Genomic DNA, 15,806 nt, shown 5'->3' on the forward strand with positions numbered 1-15,806 from the left:
CGTGACGGTCCGGGGCCGTCGTGCGTCCCGGTCGCAGCGTCGGTCCTGGTCGCACTGTCAGTGACGTCTGGTAGGAATTTGGCTGTGAGCAGCGACAACAAGCAGCCCGAAGAGCCCGCCGCCTGTGGGCCGGAGCAGCTTGCGCTCATTCGGGAGACGGTGCGCAAGGCCAAGGTGCCCAAGGCGAAACCGCGGACCTGGCGAGGGGCCGCGCTCGCCAAGGAATTGCCCGTGGCGCGCGTGATGGTCAACAAAGGCGTGCTGCATCTCGATCAGTACTTCGACTACGCCGTGCCCGAGGAGCTGGACGCGGACGCGCAGCCCGGGGTGCGGGTCCGCGTGCGGTTCGGGGCCGGGGGGCACCGGGTGCGGGAAGGACGGCGTGAAGGCGGCGGCCTGATCGACGGGTTTCTCATCGAGCGGCGGGCCGAGTCGGACTACGGGGGAGCGCTGGCCGCGCTCGCCTATGTGGTCTCGCCCGAGCCGGTGCTCAGCCCTCAGATGCTCGCCCTGGCGCGTGCGGTCGCCGATCGCTATGCGGGGAGCCTGGCGGATGTGCTGCAGCTCGCCGTTCCGCCGAGGAACGGGCGGGCCGAGGCGAAGCCCTCGCCGGAGCCGTTGCCGCCGCCCGCTGCGCCGGAGCCCGGGAGCTGGGTGCGGTACGGGCGGGGGGCGGCGTTTTTGGAGGCGCTCGCGACCGGGGGTGCGCCGCGGGCGGTGTGGACCGCCTTGCCCGGGCCCCAGTGGCCGGACGAGCTCGCGCGGGCCGTCGCCGCGACGCTCGCCTCGGAGCGGGGCGCGCTGGTCGTGGTGCCCGACGGGCGGCGCGCCGCGCGGGTCGACGCCGCGCTCACCGCGCTGCTGGGGGAGGGGCGCCACGCCCTGCTCACGGCCGAGTCCGGCCCCGAGAAGCGCTACCGGCAGTGGCTCGCCGTGCGACGCGGGTCCGTGCGCGCCGTCGTCGGTACCCGGGCCGCGATGTTCGCCCCCGTACAGGACCTCGGCCTGGTCGCGATCTGGGACGACGGCGACTCCAGCCACAGCGACGAGAACGCGCCGTTCCCGCATGTGCGCGAGGTACTGGAGCTGCGGGCCGCCCACGACAGATGCGGCTTCCTGCTGGGGAGTACGAGCTGCACGGTCGAGGCGGCCCAGCTCGTGGAGAGCGGCTGGGCGCTGCCGCTGATCGCCGACCGCGAGCAGGTGCGCAAGAGCGCGCCCCTCGTGCGCACGGTCGGGGACGGCGAGCTGGCGCGCGACGAGGCCGCGCGGGCGGCCCGGCTGCCGAGCCTGGCCTGGCAGACCGTGCGGGACGGGCTGAAGAGCGGACCGGTGCTGGTCCAGGTGCCGAGGCGCGGCTATGTGCCCAGGCTCGCCTGCGAGCGGTGCCGTACGCCCGCACGCTGCCGGCACTGTGCGGGCCCGCTGGAGGCGCCGGACGAGCGCGATCTGAACTGCGGCTGGTGCGGACGCGGTGCGCCCGACTGGCATTGCGTCGAGTGCGGCAGTACGAGACTGCGCGCCCAGATCGTCGGCGCCCGGCGCACGGCGGAGGAGCTGGGCCGCGCCTTCCCCGCCGTCCAGGTGCGCACATCGGGCCGGGACCATGTGCTGGACAGCGTGCCCGATCGGCCCGCGCTCGTGGTGAGCACGCCCGGTGCGGAGCCCGTCGCCGAGGGCGGATACGCGGCGGCGCTGCTGCTCGACGGCTGGGCGATGCTGGGGCGACCCGATCTGCGGGCGGGTGAGGACGCGCTGCGGCGCTGGATAGACGCGGCCTCGCTGGTACGCGGGCAGAGCGAGGGCGGCACGTTGGTGGTGGTCGCCGAGCCGACGCTTCGTCCCGTACAGGCGCTGGTGCGCTGGGACCCGGTCGGGCACGCACAGCGCGAGCTGGCCGAACGGGCGGAGCTCGGGTTCCCGCCGGTGTCGCGGATGGCGGCGGTGTCGGGGCGTGCGGAGGCGGTCGCCGCGTTTGTGGCGAGTGCCGAACTGCCGGGCGACACCGAGGTGTTGGGCCCCGTCCCGCTCCGGGTCACGGACTCGGGCAGGCCTCGCAGGCCGGGTGATCCTCCGGTGGGCGAGACATGGGAGCGGGTGCTGCTCCGGGTGCCGCCGGGCAGCGGAGCGGCACTGGCCGCGGCGCTGAAGTCGGCCCAGGCGGCCCGGATGGCCCGCGGGGGCACCGAGCAGGTACGGATCAGGGTCGACCCGCCGGACATCGGCTGAGGCGCGCCGGTCCGCACAGCAAGCGACTGCCCCCACCCGTCGGGGCAGGGGCAGCCGGGCGGGAGGTCAGCCGTTGCGCGGGCCGGGGAAGGCGCTCGGGCGGGCCTCCTCGCGGTGGGATTGGCCGGGGGCCGCCGACTGCGGCGGCATCGTGCGGGCTGCGGGGACGGCCGACAGGCTCGGGCCCACCGGCAGCGTGCGGGTCGCCGCAGTCTCCCCGCCGTGGTCCACATCAGCGGTGCCCGCCTGCTGCGCGGCCCGCCGTGCTCCGTACCGGCGGTGCACCGCCTGCTTGGTGACTCCCAGGGCCGAGCCGACCGCGTCCCACGAGAAGCCCAGCGAACGGTCGAAGTCCACTGCCGCGGTCACCAGTGTCTCGACACTGTCCCGCAGCTCCTGCGCCAGACGGACGGTCGGGGCCGGGGCTCTGCCGTAGACGACGAAGCCCGTGGAGGGGCCTGAGCGGCGCGGGCGGTAGACATTGCCCAGCTGGGCGGTGAGCGTGCGCAAGGCGTCCACCTGCCGGCGGACCCGCTCGATGTCACGCACCAACAGGTGCAGACTTGCCCGGGCTTGGGCGTCGTGGGTTGCGTGGTCGGCCATTGACAAGCCTCTCGAACCGGCGTTGAAAAGGGGCCGGGCCGCATCCGGGGCGGCCCGCTTCGGTCAATCTCTCTTGACCAACGCTCCACCCGGCGATGTGGTCACGGGGCAGGGGCGTATGCGTATGTGCGCGGGGCGCACGGCCGCCCGTACGCCCCCTGCAGCCCCGCCCCATAGACTGGTGTGCTGCTCGTCACCGCACAGACGAGCAGTTGCCGGCACGCATCAGCCTGAGAGGCAGTCAGCCACCGATGAAGCTCGTCTTCGCAGGCACCCCCGAGGTCGCCGTACCCGCCCTGGACGCCCTGATCGCCTCCGACCGGCATGAAGTCGCCGCGGTCGTCACCCGGCCCGACGCGCCCGCGGGGCGCGGTCGACGCCTGGTGGCCAGCCCGGTCGCGCAGCGTGCCGAGGAGGCCGGGATCGAGGTGCTGAAGCCGGCCGGGCCGCGCGACGAGGCGTTCATCGAGCGGCTGCGCGAGATCGCGCCCGACTGCTGCCCGGTCGTCGCCTACGGCGCGCTGCTGCCCAAGGTGGCCCTCGACGTGCCCGCCCGTGGCTGGGTCAATCTGCACTTCTCGCTGCTGCCCGCCTGGCGCGGTGCCGCACCCGTCCAGCACGCGATCCTCGCGGGGGACGAGATGACCGGCGCGTCGACCTTCCTGATCGAGGAAGGCCTCGACTCCGGGCCGGTCTACGGCGTGATCACCGAGCAGGTACGGTCCACCGACACCAGCGGCGACCTGCTCACCCGGCTCGCCTTCGCGGGCGCCGGGCTGCTCGCCGCGACCATGGACGGGATCGAGGACGGCACCCTGCAGGCCGTGCCGCAGCCGGCCGAGGGCATCTCGCTCGCGCCGAAGATCAACGTCGAGAATGCCCATGTGGACTTCAGGGCCCCGGCGCTGCGCGTCGACCGCCTCGTCCGCGGGTGCACCCCGGCGCCCGGCGCGTGGACGGTCTTCCGTGGGGAGCGGCTCAAGCTGATCCACGTGGCACTGGTGCCGGACCACACAGCGCTCAAGCCCGGCGAGCTCTCGGCCGGCAAGAACAATGTGTACGTGGGCACCGGATCGCACGCCGTCGAGCTGCTCTGGGTCCAGCCGCAGGGCAAGAAGCCGATGCGCGCGGCCGACTGGGCGCGCGGGGTGCGCATCGTCCCGGGAGAAGGAGTCGGCGCGTAGCGCCGTCGTGCAAGGGCGGTGGTGGGAGACGGGCGGGAAGGTGGGCGCGACGGAAGTAGGCTGAGGGCGTTCGACCCTTTCGATCGCGGAGCACCTTTGAACGAGCAGGCACATCGCCGTCCCCCGAAGCCGTACCGCCGCCCCAAGAAGGATCCCGTGCGGATCCTCGCCTTCGAGGCGCTCAGGGCCGTCGACGAGAGGGACGCGTACGCCAACCTGGTCCTGCCGCCCCTGCTGAGGAAGGCCCGGGAGAAGGACGACTTCGACGCGCGTGACGCGGCGCTCGCCACCGAGCTGGTGTACGGGACGCTGCGCCGCCAGGGCACGTACGACGCGATCATCTCGGCGTGCATCGACCGGCCGCTGCGCGAGGTCGACCCGCCCGTGCTCGACGTGCTGGCGCTCGGCGCCCACCAGTTGCTCGGGACTCGGATCCCCACACATGCGGCGGTCTCCGCGAGCGTGGAGCTGGCGCGGGTCGTGCTCGGCGACGGGCGCGCCAGGTTCGTCAACGCCGTGCTGCGCAAGATCTCGCAGGACGATCTGGACACCTGGCTGGAGCGGGTCGCTCCGCCGTACGAGGACGACGCCGAGGACCACCTGGCCGTGGTGCACTCGCATCCGCGGTGGGTCGTCTCCGCGCTGTGGGACTCGCTGGGCGGCCCCCGCGCCGGGATCGAGGACCTGCTGGAGGCCGACAACGAGCGGCCCGAGGTGACCCTCGTCGCCCGGCCCGGCCGCTCCACCACCGGCGAACTGCTCGATGTGCTGGGCGAGGAGTCCGGGCTGCCGGGGCGCTGGTCGCCTTACGCCGTGCGGCTTGCCGAGGGCGGCGAACCCGGCGCCATCGAGGCCGTACGCGACGGCCGGGCCGGTGTCCAGGACGAGGGCAGCCAGCTCGTCGCGATCGCCCTCGCGAACGCGCCGCTCGACGGACCCGACGAGCGCTGGCTCGACGGCTGCGCGGGACCCGGCGGCAAGGCGGCGCTGCTGGGCGCACTCGCCGCGCAGCGGGGCGCATCGCTCCTGGCCTCCGAGAAGCAGCCGCACCGCGCCCGTCTGGTCGAGCGGGCGCTCGCCGGGAACCCGGGCCCGTACCAGGTCATTGCCGCGGACGGAACGCGTCCGCCGTGGCGTGAGGGCTGCTTCGACCGCGTACTCGTCGATGTCCCGTGCACCGGCCTCGGCGCGCTGCGCCGCCGTCCCGAGGCCCGCTGGCGTCGCCGTCCCGAGGACCTGGAGGGCTTCGCGCCGCTCCAACGCGGGCTGCTGCGCGAGGCGTTGAAGGCCGTACGGGTCGGGGGAGTGGTCGGATACGCGACCTGCTCGCCGCACCTTGCCGAGACCCGGGTGGTCGTGGACGACGTACTCAAGGGCCGCGGCGGCGAAGCCGTGGAGGCCGAGTTGGTGGACGCCAGGCCCTTGATGCCGGGGGTTCCCGCGCTGGGTGACGGGCCCGATGTGCAGCTGTGGCCGCATCTGCACGGCACGGACGCGATGTACCTCGCGCTGCTGCGTCGTACGGCCTGAGACGAGGCGTATGTGGCGGGGCCGGGCTGCTCCCTCCTGGACGGAGGGAGCAGCCCGGCCCCGTGACGCCTCTGCGGTGGTCAGCCTCCGAACGTGCCGGTGGTGACCGCCTTCCAAGCACCGCCCGAGACCTCGTAGACGGTGAGCTGCTTGTTGGTGGCGTCGCCGTATTCGTCGAAGGAGACCTTGCCCATGACTCCGTCGAAGGAGACCTTCTGCAGGGACTCGGTGACCTGGGCACGGGCGTCGGAGGGCAGCTTGCCGTCCTTGGCCACGGCCTTGACCGCCTGGATGATCGCCCAGGCCGAGTCGTAGGAGAAGCCGCCGTAGGCTCCGTACGCCTCTTTGTACCCGGCCGCCTTGTAGTCCTCGATGAACTTCTTGGCGGAGGGCAGGTCCTCGACGGGTGCGCCGACGGAGGTGGCCATGTCGCCTTCGCCGCGGGCGCCGGTGAGCTTGAGGTACTCGTCGCTGTAGATCGCGTCGCCACCGATCAGCGGGATCGTGGCACCCGACTTCTTGACCTGCGCGCTGAGCGGGCCGGCCACCGGGTACTCACCGCCGTAGTAGACGACGTCCGCGCCCGAGTTCTTGATCTTGGTGGCTACGGACCCGAAGTCCTTGGCCTCCGGGTTGACGTGCTCGGTGCCGACGACCGCGCCGCCGAGCTTCTTGAAATGGGCGGAGAAGGTCGCGGCCAGGCCGGCGCCGTAGGTCTTCTTGTCGTCGACGACGAAGACCTTCTTCTTCTTGGCCGTGTTGTACAGGTACTCGGCGGCGAACGGGCCCTGGATGGCGTCCGTGGTCGCGGTCCGGAAGTACGTCTTGAACGGCCGGGCCTTCTCCCCCTTGTCCCACTTGTCGCCTTGGGTGAGGGCGGGGTTGGTGTTGACCGAGACCTCGACCACCTGGGCCGCGTCGAAGACCTTCTGCATGGACTGGGCCACGGAGGAGTTCAGCGGGCCGACGACTCCGAGGACGCTCTTGTCGGCGACGAGCTTGGTTGCGTTCTGCTGGCCGGAGGAGGGCTGTGCCTGGTCGTCGAGAGCCTCGATCTTGAAGGTGACGCCCGGCACCTCCTTGTTCTTGTTGGCCTGCTTGACGGCGAGGTCGACCGAGTTCTTCATGCCGAGGCCGAGAGCGGAGAGCTCCCCGGTCAACGGCGCGTCGAAACCGATGGTGACGACGGTGCCGTCGCCGGCGGCGTCGTTGGCTTTGCCTGTGTCACGGGAGCCGCACGCTGTGAGCGAGAGTGCTCCGGCGGCGAGCGCGGCGGTGACAGCTATGAGAGAACGGTTGCGCACGTTCGGTCCTTCCCCTTCGAGGCGCTTGACCGCGCTGCCGGACCGAAGATCGGTCCTCTGGCACGGCGGCTGGCGTGACTCTAGATGGCGTCCACCGAAGTGAGCAGTGGGGACGAACCGATGTGATTCTCTTGTGATGGCGCTCCTCACGCGAAGGACTTCGCCTCATGGGGGCCGGTTCCGCGGTCACGATGTGGCGGTCTGGCGTGTCAGGGGACGCCGGGCGCGGCGGATTGCGGGCCGCTCATTCCCGGGACGGCCGGACGACGAGGGTGTCGTCCGGCCCGGACTCGACGCGGGAGTTGAAGCGGCGGCTGATCCTGTCGAGGACGCCGTGCAGCCACCGTGCGTCCTCGGGCGAGGCGTGCCGCAGACGCATCCGCCGGGCCTGCATCGGTGTGATGCGTACGTCGTGGAGCCTGCCGGTCCCGGGGTCCAGCGAGACGAAGTACAGCAGCCGCAGGTCGTCCCGGTACTGCTCGTAGCCGCCGATGCCCTCGTAGTCGTCAATCAGGTCGCCGCAGCCGTAGACGATGAGCTTCCCGCCGTACACCTCCAGCGGCCTGGGATGGTGCGAGGAGTGCCCGTGCACGACATCCACGCCGCCGTCGACGAGTGCGTGGGCGAAGCGGATCTGGTCGCGCGGGACGTCGTAGCCCCAGTTGGTACCCCAGTGGATCGAGGCGACCGCGATGTCGCCCGGTTGTCTGGCCCGCCGTACCCGTGCGGCCACGTCGGCCGCGGCGGTGAGCGAGGGGGTCGTGAAGTCGATCCCGCTCCGGTCCTCCGTTGCGGCCCAGCTCCGCGGGATGCCGCTGGATGCCATCCCGAAGGAGAAGACCAGGACACGCCGGCCGTGTCCCGCCGGGACGATGGCGGGTCGCCGGGCCTCGCCGGAGTTGCGTCCCGCGCCTGCCGTACGCAGCCCGGCGGCGCTCAGCGCGTCAAGGGTCTCCTCCAGCCCGGGGCGGCCGTAGTCCAGGACATGGTTGTTGGCCAGTACGCACACGTCAGGACGGGCGGCGGCCAGGCAGGGCAGGTTGGCCGGGTGCATCCGGTAGTGGACCTCTTTGCCGGGTGCGATCTCGTCGTGCTGCGTCACGCTGGTTTCCAGATTGACGATCCGTGCGTCGGGCGCGGCCTCGTCCAGTACCGGAAGCGCGTCGCCCCAGGGCCAGGTGAAGTCGGCGGGCCGTGGAATCGGGCCGTGAGCCGCCTCCGCGAGCTCGACGTAGGCGCGGGCGTCCCGGAGCCAGATCTCCGGCAGCGTCGGATCACCGGGGTGCGGAAGGATCTGGTCGACACCGCGGCCGAGCATCACGTCACCGCTGAGAAACAGGGTGACCGGTTCGCCGGGCACTCCCTCAGGCTAAAGCCGGGCGCGATCGACCGGACAGGACCGAGTCTCAGGACCCTTCGGGCTCGTTCGGCGAGGAACCCCCGCCCGACACCCCGCTGCCCGACACCCCGCTGCCCGCCACCGCGGGCTCCGGTGTCCGTGGCTCGTCCTCCCGGGCCATTCGGTGCGGCCACCAGATCTTCGGCCCCACGTCCAGGAACAGACCTGTGACCAGCACGGACCGTACGACGAGGGTGTCGAGCAGCACGCCGAGCGCCACCGCGAAGCCGATCTCCGCGAAGGCGACCATCGGGAGTGTGCCCAGCGCCGCGAAGGTGCCCGCCAGGACCAGGCCCGCCGAGGTGATGACCGCGCCCGTCGCCGCCAGGCCGGTCAGCACGCCCCGTCTGGTGCCCTGGCGGCCCGCTTCTTCGCGGATACGGGTGGTGAGGAAGATGTTGTAGTCGATGCCCAGGGCCACCAGGAAGACGAAGACGAACAGCGGGAAGTCCGTCGCCTCGCCGGCGTAGTCGAAGATGTAGCGGAACGCCAGCGCGCTGAGGCCCAGCGCTGCCGCGAAGGACAGCACCACCGTCCCGATCAGCAGCAGCGGGGCGACCACGGCGCGCAGCAGCAGCGTGAGCACCAACAGCACCACGACCAGGACCAGCGGAATGATCACATAGTTGTCCCGCGTGGTGGCGGTCTCCGCGTCCAGCACCGCTGCCGTGCCGCCGCCCACCTGGGCATCGGCGTCCGGGACCGCGTGCACGGCGTCCCGTACCCGCTCGACCGTGGCCCTGGCCGCCTGGCTGTCCACGGGATCCGTCATGGTCGCCTCGAACAGCACGCGGCCGTCGTTGAGGGGTTTGGTGCCGGGCGGGATGGTGATCGACCGGGGAACCACGCCGGAGGTCGTGGCGACGGTCTCGCCGACCGTCCGTGCCTGTGGCGCATTGGTGATGATCACCAGGGGGTCGCCGCTGCCCGCGGGGAAGTACTGGGCCTGGACGGACTGTCCGACGATCGAATCGGGTTCGCCGGTGAAGGCGTCGGCGTTGCTGATCCCCTCGGCCCGCAGTTGGGTCAGCCCCAGGGCGAAGGCCGCGAGGATGACGGCGGTGATGCTCCATGTCGCACGCGGGCGGCCGGCGATACGCCGTCCCGTACGGGCCCAGAAGCCCCGCTCGGTGGGCTCGGGCGAACCGAGGTGCGGGATCGCGGGCCAGAAGATCCACCGGCCGAAGATCACCAGCAGGGCGGGGAAGAGCGTCAGCATGGACACCAGGGCGACCGCGACGCCGATCGCGGCGACCGGGCCGAGACCGCTGGTGGAGTTCATTTCGGCGAACAGCAGGACCAGCATGCCGAGCACCACGGTCGCGCCGCTGGCCAGCACGGCGGGCCCGGCGCGGTGCAGCGCCAGGGCCATGGCCTCGTGCCGGTCCTCGTGACGGCGCAGCTCCTCCCGGTAGCGGGCGACCAGCAGCAGCGCATAGTCCGTCCCCGCGCCGAAGACGAGGACGGTCAGAATGCCCGCGCTCTGCCCGTTGACGGTCAGATCGGCATGGGTGGCCAGGAGATAGATCAGCGCCTGCGCGGCGGAGAGCGCGACGATCACCGAGATCAACGGGACCACCAGCAGCGTCGGACTGCGGAAGGTGATCAGCAGCATCACGATCACGACAGCCATGGCCGCGAACAGCAGGGTCGAGTCGATGCCCTCGAAGGCCTCGGAGAAGTCGGCGGCCGTGCCGCCGGGGCCGGTGATGTGCACCTCCAGCCCGGTGCTGCTCTTGCCCGTAATGTCGCGGATGGAGTCGACGGCGGGCGCGATCCGGTCCCAGCCCTTCTCGTCCATCGTGATCGGCACGAAGACCTGGGCGGCCCGCGGGTCGACCGGCCGGTCGAAGATGGGGCCGCGGGTCTCGTTGCCGCGCACTCCGTGGTCCCGCAGCTGCTTGATCTCCGCGACGTCCTCGTTGATCTGCTGCCGGTCGGCCGGGGTCAGCCCGCTGTCGCGCGCGTAGATGACCACCGCCGGGATGACCTCGGGCCTGAACCCCTTGGACTCCTCGAGCACTTGGGTGGATTCGGCGCTGCCCGGCAGCCAGGACGCGGCGTCGTTGTCCTGGGCGTCGCCGAGCTTCGATGCCAGCGGGAAGGCGAGCACCATCACCGCCAGCCACAGCACCACGACGACCCATTTGCTGCGCCGCCCGCAGACGAAATGGGCGACACCCTTCTTGGGCCGCTCCTGTCCCTTGATTGCGTCCGGCATGACGCCCCCAATTACCCCTCGCGACGGGCCGCATCGCCCTTACTTGTGGGCCGAATCGTCAGGATTGCACGAAGTGTGCTGATCCGGGGAGTCCTTGGTCCGTACCGGGAGTCGTACCGCGGAAGGGAAGCGCTCCAGAACGTGGCAGGCTTGGCCCATGGCCGTACAGATCAGCCCCAGTATCCTCTCCGCCGACTTCGCGCGCCTGGCGGAGGAGGCGAAGGCAGTCGAAGGCGCCGACTGGCTGCATGTCGATGTCATGGACAACCACTTCGTGCCCAACCTGACCCTCGGCGTGCCGGTCGTGGAATCTCTCAGCCGGGCGACGGACACCCCGCTGGACTGCCATCTGATGATCGATGACCCCGATCGGTGGGCTCCGCAGTACGTCGAAGCGGGGGCCGGATCCGTCACCTTCCATGTCGAGGCGGCGGCCGCGCCGGTACGCCTCGCGCGGGAGATCCGGGCCAAGGGCGCCCGCGCCTCGATGGCGCTCAAGCCCGCGACGCCCATCGAGCCGTACGAAGACCTGCTCCCCGAACTCGACATGCTGCTGATCATGACCGTGGAGCCCGGTTTCGGTGGTCAGGCCTTTCTCGACATCATGCTGCCGAAGATCCGCCGCACCCGTGAGCTGATCTCCAAGCACGGCCTCGAGCTTTGGCTCCAGGTCGACGGCGGCGTATCGGACGCGACGATCGAACGGTGTGCCGAAGCTGGCGCGGATGTGTTCGTCGCCGGTTCGGCGGTCTACGGGGCCAAGGACCCGGCGCAGGCGGTGCTCTCGCTGCGCGCCAAGGCCGAGGAGACCATCTCCTCGGCGGCGTGGGCTTGCAACCACTGAGCCACAAGCAAGTGAACTCAACCCAACAGGGCTGATCAAGAACCGCCGGATCTGACAGGATGACGGATCCGGAGTGTGTACAGCAGTGAGGAGATCGCGGTGTCGACGGGCCGGTCAGCCATGCGGATGGGACCCGCTGAGCTGGTGCAGGCGGCGGCCATGGCCCGCCGCTTCTATCTCGAGGGCAAATCCAAGATCCAGATCGCTGAGGAGTTCGGCGTCAGCCGCTTCAAGGTCGCCCGGGTCCTGGAAACCGCACTCGAACGTGATCTCGTAAGGATCGAGATCCGCGTACCCGCAGAGCTGGACGCGGAGCGCTCGGACGCGCTCCGCGCCCGCTACGGACTGCGGCACGCGGTCGTCGTCGAATCCCCGGCGGAGGGCGAGGAGGAGTCGCCCGACCCGGAGAACCTCGGCGAAGTGGCCGCCGACCTCCTCGGCGAGCTGGTGAACGAGGGCGATGTGCTGGGGCTGGCCTGGGGCCGGTCCACCATCCACATGGCCGCAGCGCTCGACCGGCTGCCACCGTGCACGGTCGTGCAGCTCACGGGCGTGTACGACGCGGGGACCGCCGAGCGCGGCTCGGTCGAGGCCGTCCGGCGTGCCGCGCAGGTCTCCGGCGGCGAGGCCCACCCCATCTACGCCCCGATGCTGCTGCCGGACCCGGCCACCGCCGCGGCACTGCGCAACCAGACCGGCATCGCCCGTGCCTTCGAGTACTTCGACAAGGTCACCGTCGCCGCCGTCTCCATCGGTTCGTGGGAGCCGGGCATCTCGACCGTGCACGACATGCTCACCGACGAGGAGCGCGCGCACTACGCCTCGCTCGGCGTCGCCGCCGAGATGTCCGCGCACCTCTTCGACGCGGAGGGCCGCCGGGTCGGCCGTGACCTGGGCGAACGCTGCATCACGGTCGAGGCCGACCGGCTGCGCCGTATCCCCGAGGTGGTGGCGATCGCGGGCGGTCAGCGCAAGGCGGAGGCGATCGCGGCTGTGCTGCGCTCCGGGCTCGTCACCAGCCTGGTGACGGACACCGCTGCCGCGGACCATCTGCTGGCGGCGCCCCCGGGGCCGCGGCCCGCGCTGGACCGGGCGGACCCGGACGACTGACGCACGCGGGGACGGGATCGTTTGGAGGATCTGCCGGGGGCCATGCCCGTGAGCTGGAGTTTTTGCCCGGGCATCACATGCGTACGGCCATGGGACAATGAAGTACGTGCGATTTCCCCGGCTGAGATGCCCGGGGGCCAACTCCGATCGACTGGGATGTTCTGCACGTGCGTTTCCTCAATGACCTGAAGCCGCCGTACGACCTGACGTACGACGACGTATTCATGGTGCCGAGCCGTTCGGCCGTCGGCTCGCGCCAGGGCGTGGACCTGTCCTCCCCCGACGGCACCGGCACCACCATCCCGCTGGTCGTCGCGAACATGACCGCCATCGCGGGCCGCCGGATGGCCGAGACGCTCGCCCGCCGCGGCGGCCTCGTCGTCATTCCCCAGGACATCCCGATCGACGTCGTCACCGAGGTCATCTCCTGGGTCAAGACGCGTCACCTCGTCCTTGACACCCCGATCGTGCTCGCCCCCGGCCAGACCGTCGCCGACGCGCTGTCCCTGCTGCCGAAGCGGGCTCACGACGCGGGCGTCGTCGTCGACGCCGACCACCGGCCCGTCGGTGTTGTCACCGACGCCGACCTGTCCGGCGTCGACCGCTTCACGCAACTGTCCGAGGTCATGTCCCGGGACCTGCTGCTGCTCGACGCGGACATCGACCCGCGCGACGCCTTCAACAAGCTCGACCACGCCAACCGCCGCTACGCCCCCGCCGTGGACAAGGACGGCCGGCTCGCCGGCATCCTCACCCGCAAGGGCGCCCTGCGCGCGACCCTCTACACCCCGGCCGTCGACGCCAACGGCAAGCTGCGCATCGCCGCCGCCGTCGGCATCAACGGCGATGTCGCCGGCAAGGCCAAGCAGCTCCTCGACGCCGGAGCGGACACCATCGTGGTGGACACCGCGCACGGCCACCAGGAGTCGATGATCAGCGCGATCAAGGCGGTCCGCGGGCTCGACCCGCAGGTGCCCATCGTCGCGGGCAACATCGTCGCCGCCGAGGGCGTACGCGATCTGATCGAGGCAGGCGCGGACATCATCAAGGTCGGTGTGGGCCCCGGCGCCATGTGCACCACCCGCATGATGACGGGCGTCGGCCGCCCGCAGTTCTCGGCCGTGCTCGAGTGCGCCGCCGAGGCGAAGAAGTACGGCAAGCACGTCTGGGCCGACGGCGGTGTGCGCCACCCGCGCGATGTCGCCATGGCGCTGGCCGCCGGTGCCTCCAACGTCATGGTCGGCTCCTGGTTCGCCGGGACCTACGAGTCCCCGGGCGACCTCCAGCAGGCCGCCGACGGGCGCCTGTACAAGGAGTCCTTCGGCATGGCGTCCGCGCGCGCCGTGCGCAACCGTACGAGCGAGGAGTCGGCGTACGACCGCGCCCGCAAGGCGCTGTTCGAGGAGGGCATCTCCACCTCGCGGATGTTCCTCGACCCGACCCGTCCGGGCGTCGAGGACCTGATCGACTCGATCATCGCGGGCGTCCGCTCGTCCTGCACCTATGCCGGTGCGGGCTCGCTCGAGGAGTTCGCCGAGAAGGCGATCGTCGGCATCCAGAGCGCCGCCGGTTACGCCGAGGGCAAGGCGCTGCACGCCAGCTGGAACTAGGCCCTGTCCGGCCGATCCTGCCGGGCTCGCGTGCCCTGGCACGCACTCCCCCGTAGCCCTTCGGGCACGGGAGGTGCCCCCACGCTGCGTTGCGTCAGTCGCCTACGCTGCGCGTGGGCTGCATTCTCCGCCTTGCAACTGCACGCACCAGACCCGCTCACTGATCCGGCCTGATCGACCGGACAGGACCTGGGCCCTGTCCGGCAAGATCGGCTCGACAGGGCTCAGGATCGACCACACCACGTCCGGCCCTCGCGAAGCTCGCGGCGGCCGGACGCGGTAATTCCTCAACTCCCGATCGCGCAGGCATGCGTGGCGCATCCCTGGGTATACGCGCCCTGCACTGACCACGAGCAGGGGAGGACGAAGTGTCCACGGCGAGCACGGTCACGACCGAACTCACACAGCCTGGCACACAGCGCCCGAACATGGCGGAGCTGGATCTTCCGTCTGTGCCGAATCCTGGAGAGGTAGCACCCAGAGACGCGCGCGAGATCTCAAAGCTCTTCTTCGTACGGCTGGCCTCGCTGGACGAGGGGACGCATGAGCACCAGTACGTACGAAACACGCTCATCGAGCTGAACCTGGCGCTGGTCAGGTACGCGGCGGGCCGGTTCCGCAACCGGGCCGAGCAGATGGACGACATCGTCCAGGTAGGCACCATCGGCCTGATCAAGGCGATCGACCGGTTCGAGCTGAGCCGCGAGGTGGAGTTCGCGACGTTCGCCGTTCCGTACATCGTCGGAGAGATCAAGCGGTTCTTCCGCGACACCAGCTGGGCCGTCCATGTGCCGCGCAGGCTGCAGGAGTTGCGGATCGATCTGGCGAAGGCGACCGACGAGCTCTCCCAGGAGCTGGACCGGGCGCCGACCACCTCCGAGCTCGCCGGGCATCTCGGGCTCGACGAGGAAGAGATCATTGAGGGCGTGGTCGCCAGCAACGGCTACACCGCGGGCTCGATCGACATGCCCATGGACGATGCCTCCGATCACGCACCGGTGCCGCTGTCCGACCGGCTGGGCGCGCCGGACGCCGATCTGGAGATCGCGGAGAACGTCCAGGCACTCAAGCCGCTCATCGAGGAGCTCGACGACCGGGACAAGAGGATCCTGCGCATGCGCTTCGGCGAGGAGATGACCCAGTCGGAGATCGGCGTGGAGCTCGGCGTCTCGCAGATGCATGTGTCGCGGCTGCTGACGCGGATCACCAAGCGGCTGCGTGAGGGCCTGCTCGTCGTGGAGTGATCCACCCGTTGCCCGAGGACCCCCCACGGGAGAAGCGGCGTCCCGGCCGTCCGGGACGCCGCTTTCCCGTGTGCGCGGTTGGGGGTGTCCGGTGGATCAGGCGAGCCCAGCCTGATCCACCGGACACCCCCACTAGTGCGCCTGCCGCAGCCAGGTCGCCTGCACCCGCTTTCCGTACGGCAGGGGGCAGACCTCCACCTGCGCGGCGAGACTCATCACCATGTGCCAGCCGAAACCGCCGCCACCGGCGAAGTCGGGCTCGCGCGGTACCGGAGGCAGCGGGCTGGAGTCGTCCATCTCGACCACCAGCGTGTCCTGTCCCGCCCTCAGATGCAGCTGCCACCAGCCGGCGGTGTGCCGTACCGCATTGGAGACCAGTTCGGAAACGACCAGCAGCACTGCGTCCAGGTCGGCCCAGGGGCAGTGCTGCAGCAGAAAGTCCGCGGCGGCCCCTCGGGCCCCCGCGCTGTCTGTCTGTGGCGAGTGGTCGATCACCACATGTGGTTCCGCGTCCATCTCGGCTCGCCT

The 15,806-nt window shown here is 70.9% G+C and carries 12 protein-coding genes; 7 read left to right on the top strand and 5 right to left on the bottom strand.

All coding sequences use genetic code 11. The features are described 5' to 3' along the window. Positions 1-84 precede the first annotated feature (84 nt). Complete coding sequence (locus tag OOK40_RS34045) at positions 85-2,229, top strand: primosomal protein N' (RefSeq protein ID WP_266489395.1); 2,145 nt, start codon at positions 85-87, stop codon at positions 2,227-2,229. A gap of 66 nt (positions 2,230-2,295) precedes the next feature. Here the strand turns inward: OOK40_RS34045 and OOK40_RS34050 are convergent, their stop codons facing one another. After that, entirely contained in the window at positions 2,296-2,832 is a 537-nt protein-coding gene (locus OOK40_RS34050) for a hypothetical protein (RefSeq protein WP_266489396.1), read from the bottom strand. Between the two features lie 251 nt (positions 2,833-3,083). On the opposite strand from OOK40_RS34050, the gene fmt reads away from it, so the two are divergent. Then, complete coding sequence (gene fmt / locus OOK40_RS34055; RefSeq protein WP_266489397.1) at positions 3,084-4,016, top strand: methionyl-tRNA formyltransferase; 933 nt, start codon at positions 3,084-3,086, stop codon at positions 4,014-4,016. Between the two features lie 96 nt (positions 4,017-4,112). Beyond that, positions 4,113-5,546: an RsmB/NOP family class I SAM-dependent RNA methyltransferase gene (locus OOK40_RS34060; protein WP_266489406.1), complete on the top strand. Its 1,434-nt coding sequence runs from the start codon at positions 4,113-4,115 to the stop codon at positions 5,544-5,546. Positions 5,547-5,626: 80 nt separating this feature from the next. On the opposite strand, the gene OOK40_RS34065 is transcribed toward OOK40_RS34060, so the two are convergent. From OOK40_RS34065 to OOK40_RS34075, 3 genes are all read right to left on the bottom strand, one after another. Continuing rightward, positions 5,627-6,850, bottom strand: a complete 1,224-nt coding sequence (locus OOK40_RS34065) for a branched-chain amino acid ABC transporter substrate-binding protein (protein ID WP_266489412.1) — start codon at positions 6,848-6,850, stop codon at positions 5,627-5,629. 244 nt (positions 6,851-7,094) lie between these two features. Next, positions 7,095-8,210: a CapA family protein gene (locus OOK40_RS34070; protein WP_266489414.1), complete on the bottom strand. Its 1,116-nt coding sequence runs from the start codon at positions 8,208-8,210 to the stop codon at positions 7,095-7,097. A 46-nt stretch (positions 8,211-8,256) separates the two neighbouring features. Next, entirely contained in the window at positions 8,257-10,470 is a 2,214-nt protein-coding gene (locus OOK40_RS34075) for an MMPL family transporter (RefSeq protein WP_266489415.1), read from the bottom strand. A gap of 157 nt (positions 10,471-10,627) precedes the next feature. On the opposite strand from OOK40_RS34075, the gene rpe reads away from it, so the two are divergent. From rpe to OOK40_RS34095, 4 genes are all read left to right on the top strand, one after another. Beyond that, entirely contained in the window at positions 10,628-11,314 is a 687-nt protein-coding gene (gene rpe / locus OOK40_RS34080; protein WP_266489418.1) for a ribulose-phosphate 3-epimerase, read from the top strand. Between the two features lie 75 nt (positions 11,315-11,389). After that, on the top strand, positions 11,390-12,424 hold the full coding sequence (locus OOK40_RS34085; protein WP_266489420.1) for a sugar-binding transcriptional regulator: 1,035 nt from the start codon (positions 11,390-11,392) through the stop codon (positions 12,422-12,424). Positions 12,425-12,591: 167 nt separating this feature from the next. Next, positions 12,592-14,034, top strand: a complete 1,443-nt coding sequence (locus tag OOK40_RS34090) for a GuaB1 family IMP dehydrogenase-related protein (RefSeq protein WP_266489423.1) — start codon at positions 12,592-12,594, stop codon at positions 14,032-14,034. Between the two features lie 368 nt (positions 14,035-14,402). Beyond that, positions 14,403-15,278 (top strand): RNA polymerase sigma factor SigF, encoded by an 876-nt coding sequence (locus tag OOK40_RS34095; RefSeq protein WP_266489425.1) that lies wholly within the window; start codon positions 14,403-14,405, stop codon positions 15,276-15,278. Positions 15,279-15,410: 132 nt separating this feature from the next. On the opposite strand, the gene OOK40_RS34100 is transcribed toward OOK40_RS34095, so the two are convergent. Continuing rightward, complete coding sequence (locus tag OOK40_RS34100; protein WP_266489427.1) at positions 15,411-15,794, bottom strand: ATP-binding protein; 384 nt, start codon at positions 15,792-15,794, stop codon at positions 15,411-15,413. Positions 15,795-15,806: the final 12 nt, after the last annotated feature.

It is taken from the genome of Streptomyces sp. NBC_01481 (assembly GCF_026339995.1).
Lineage (GTDB): Bacteria > Actinomycetota > Actinomycetes > Streptomycetales > Streptomycetaceae > Streptomyces.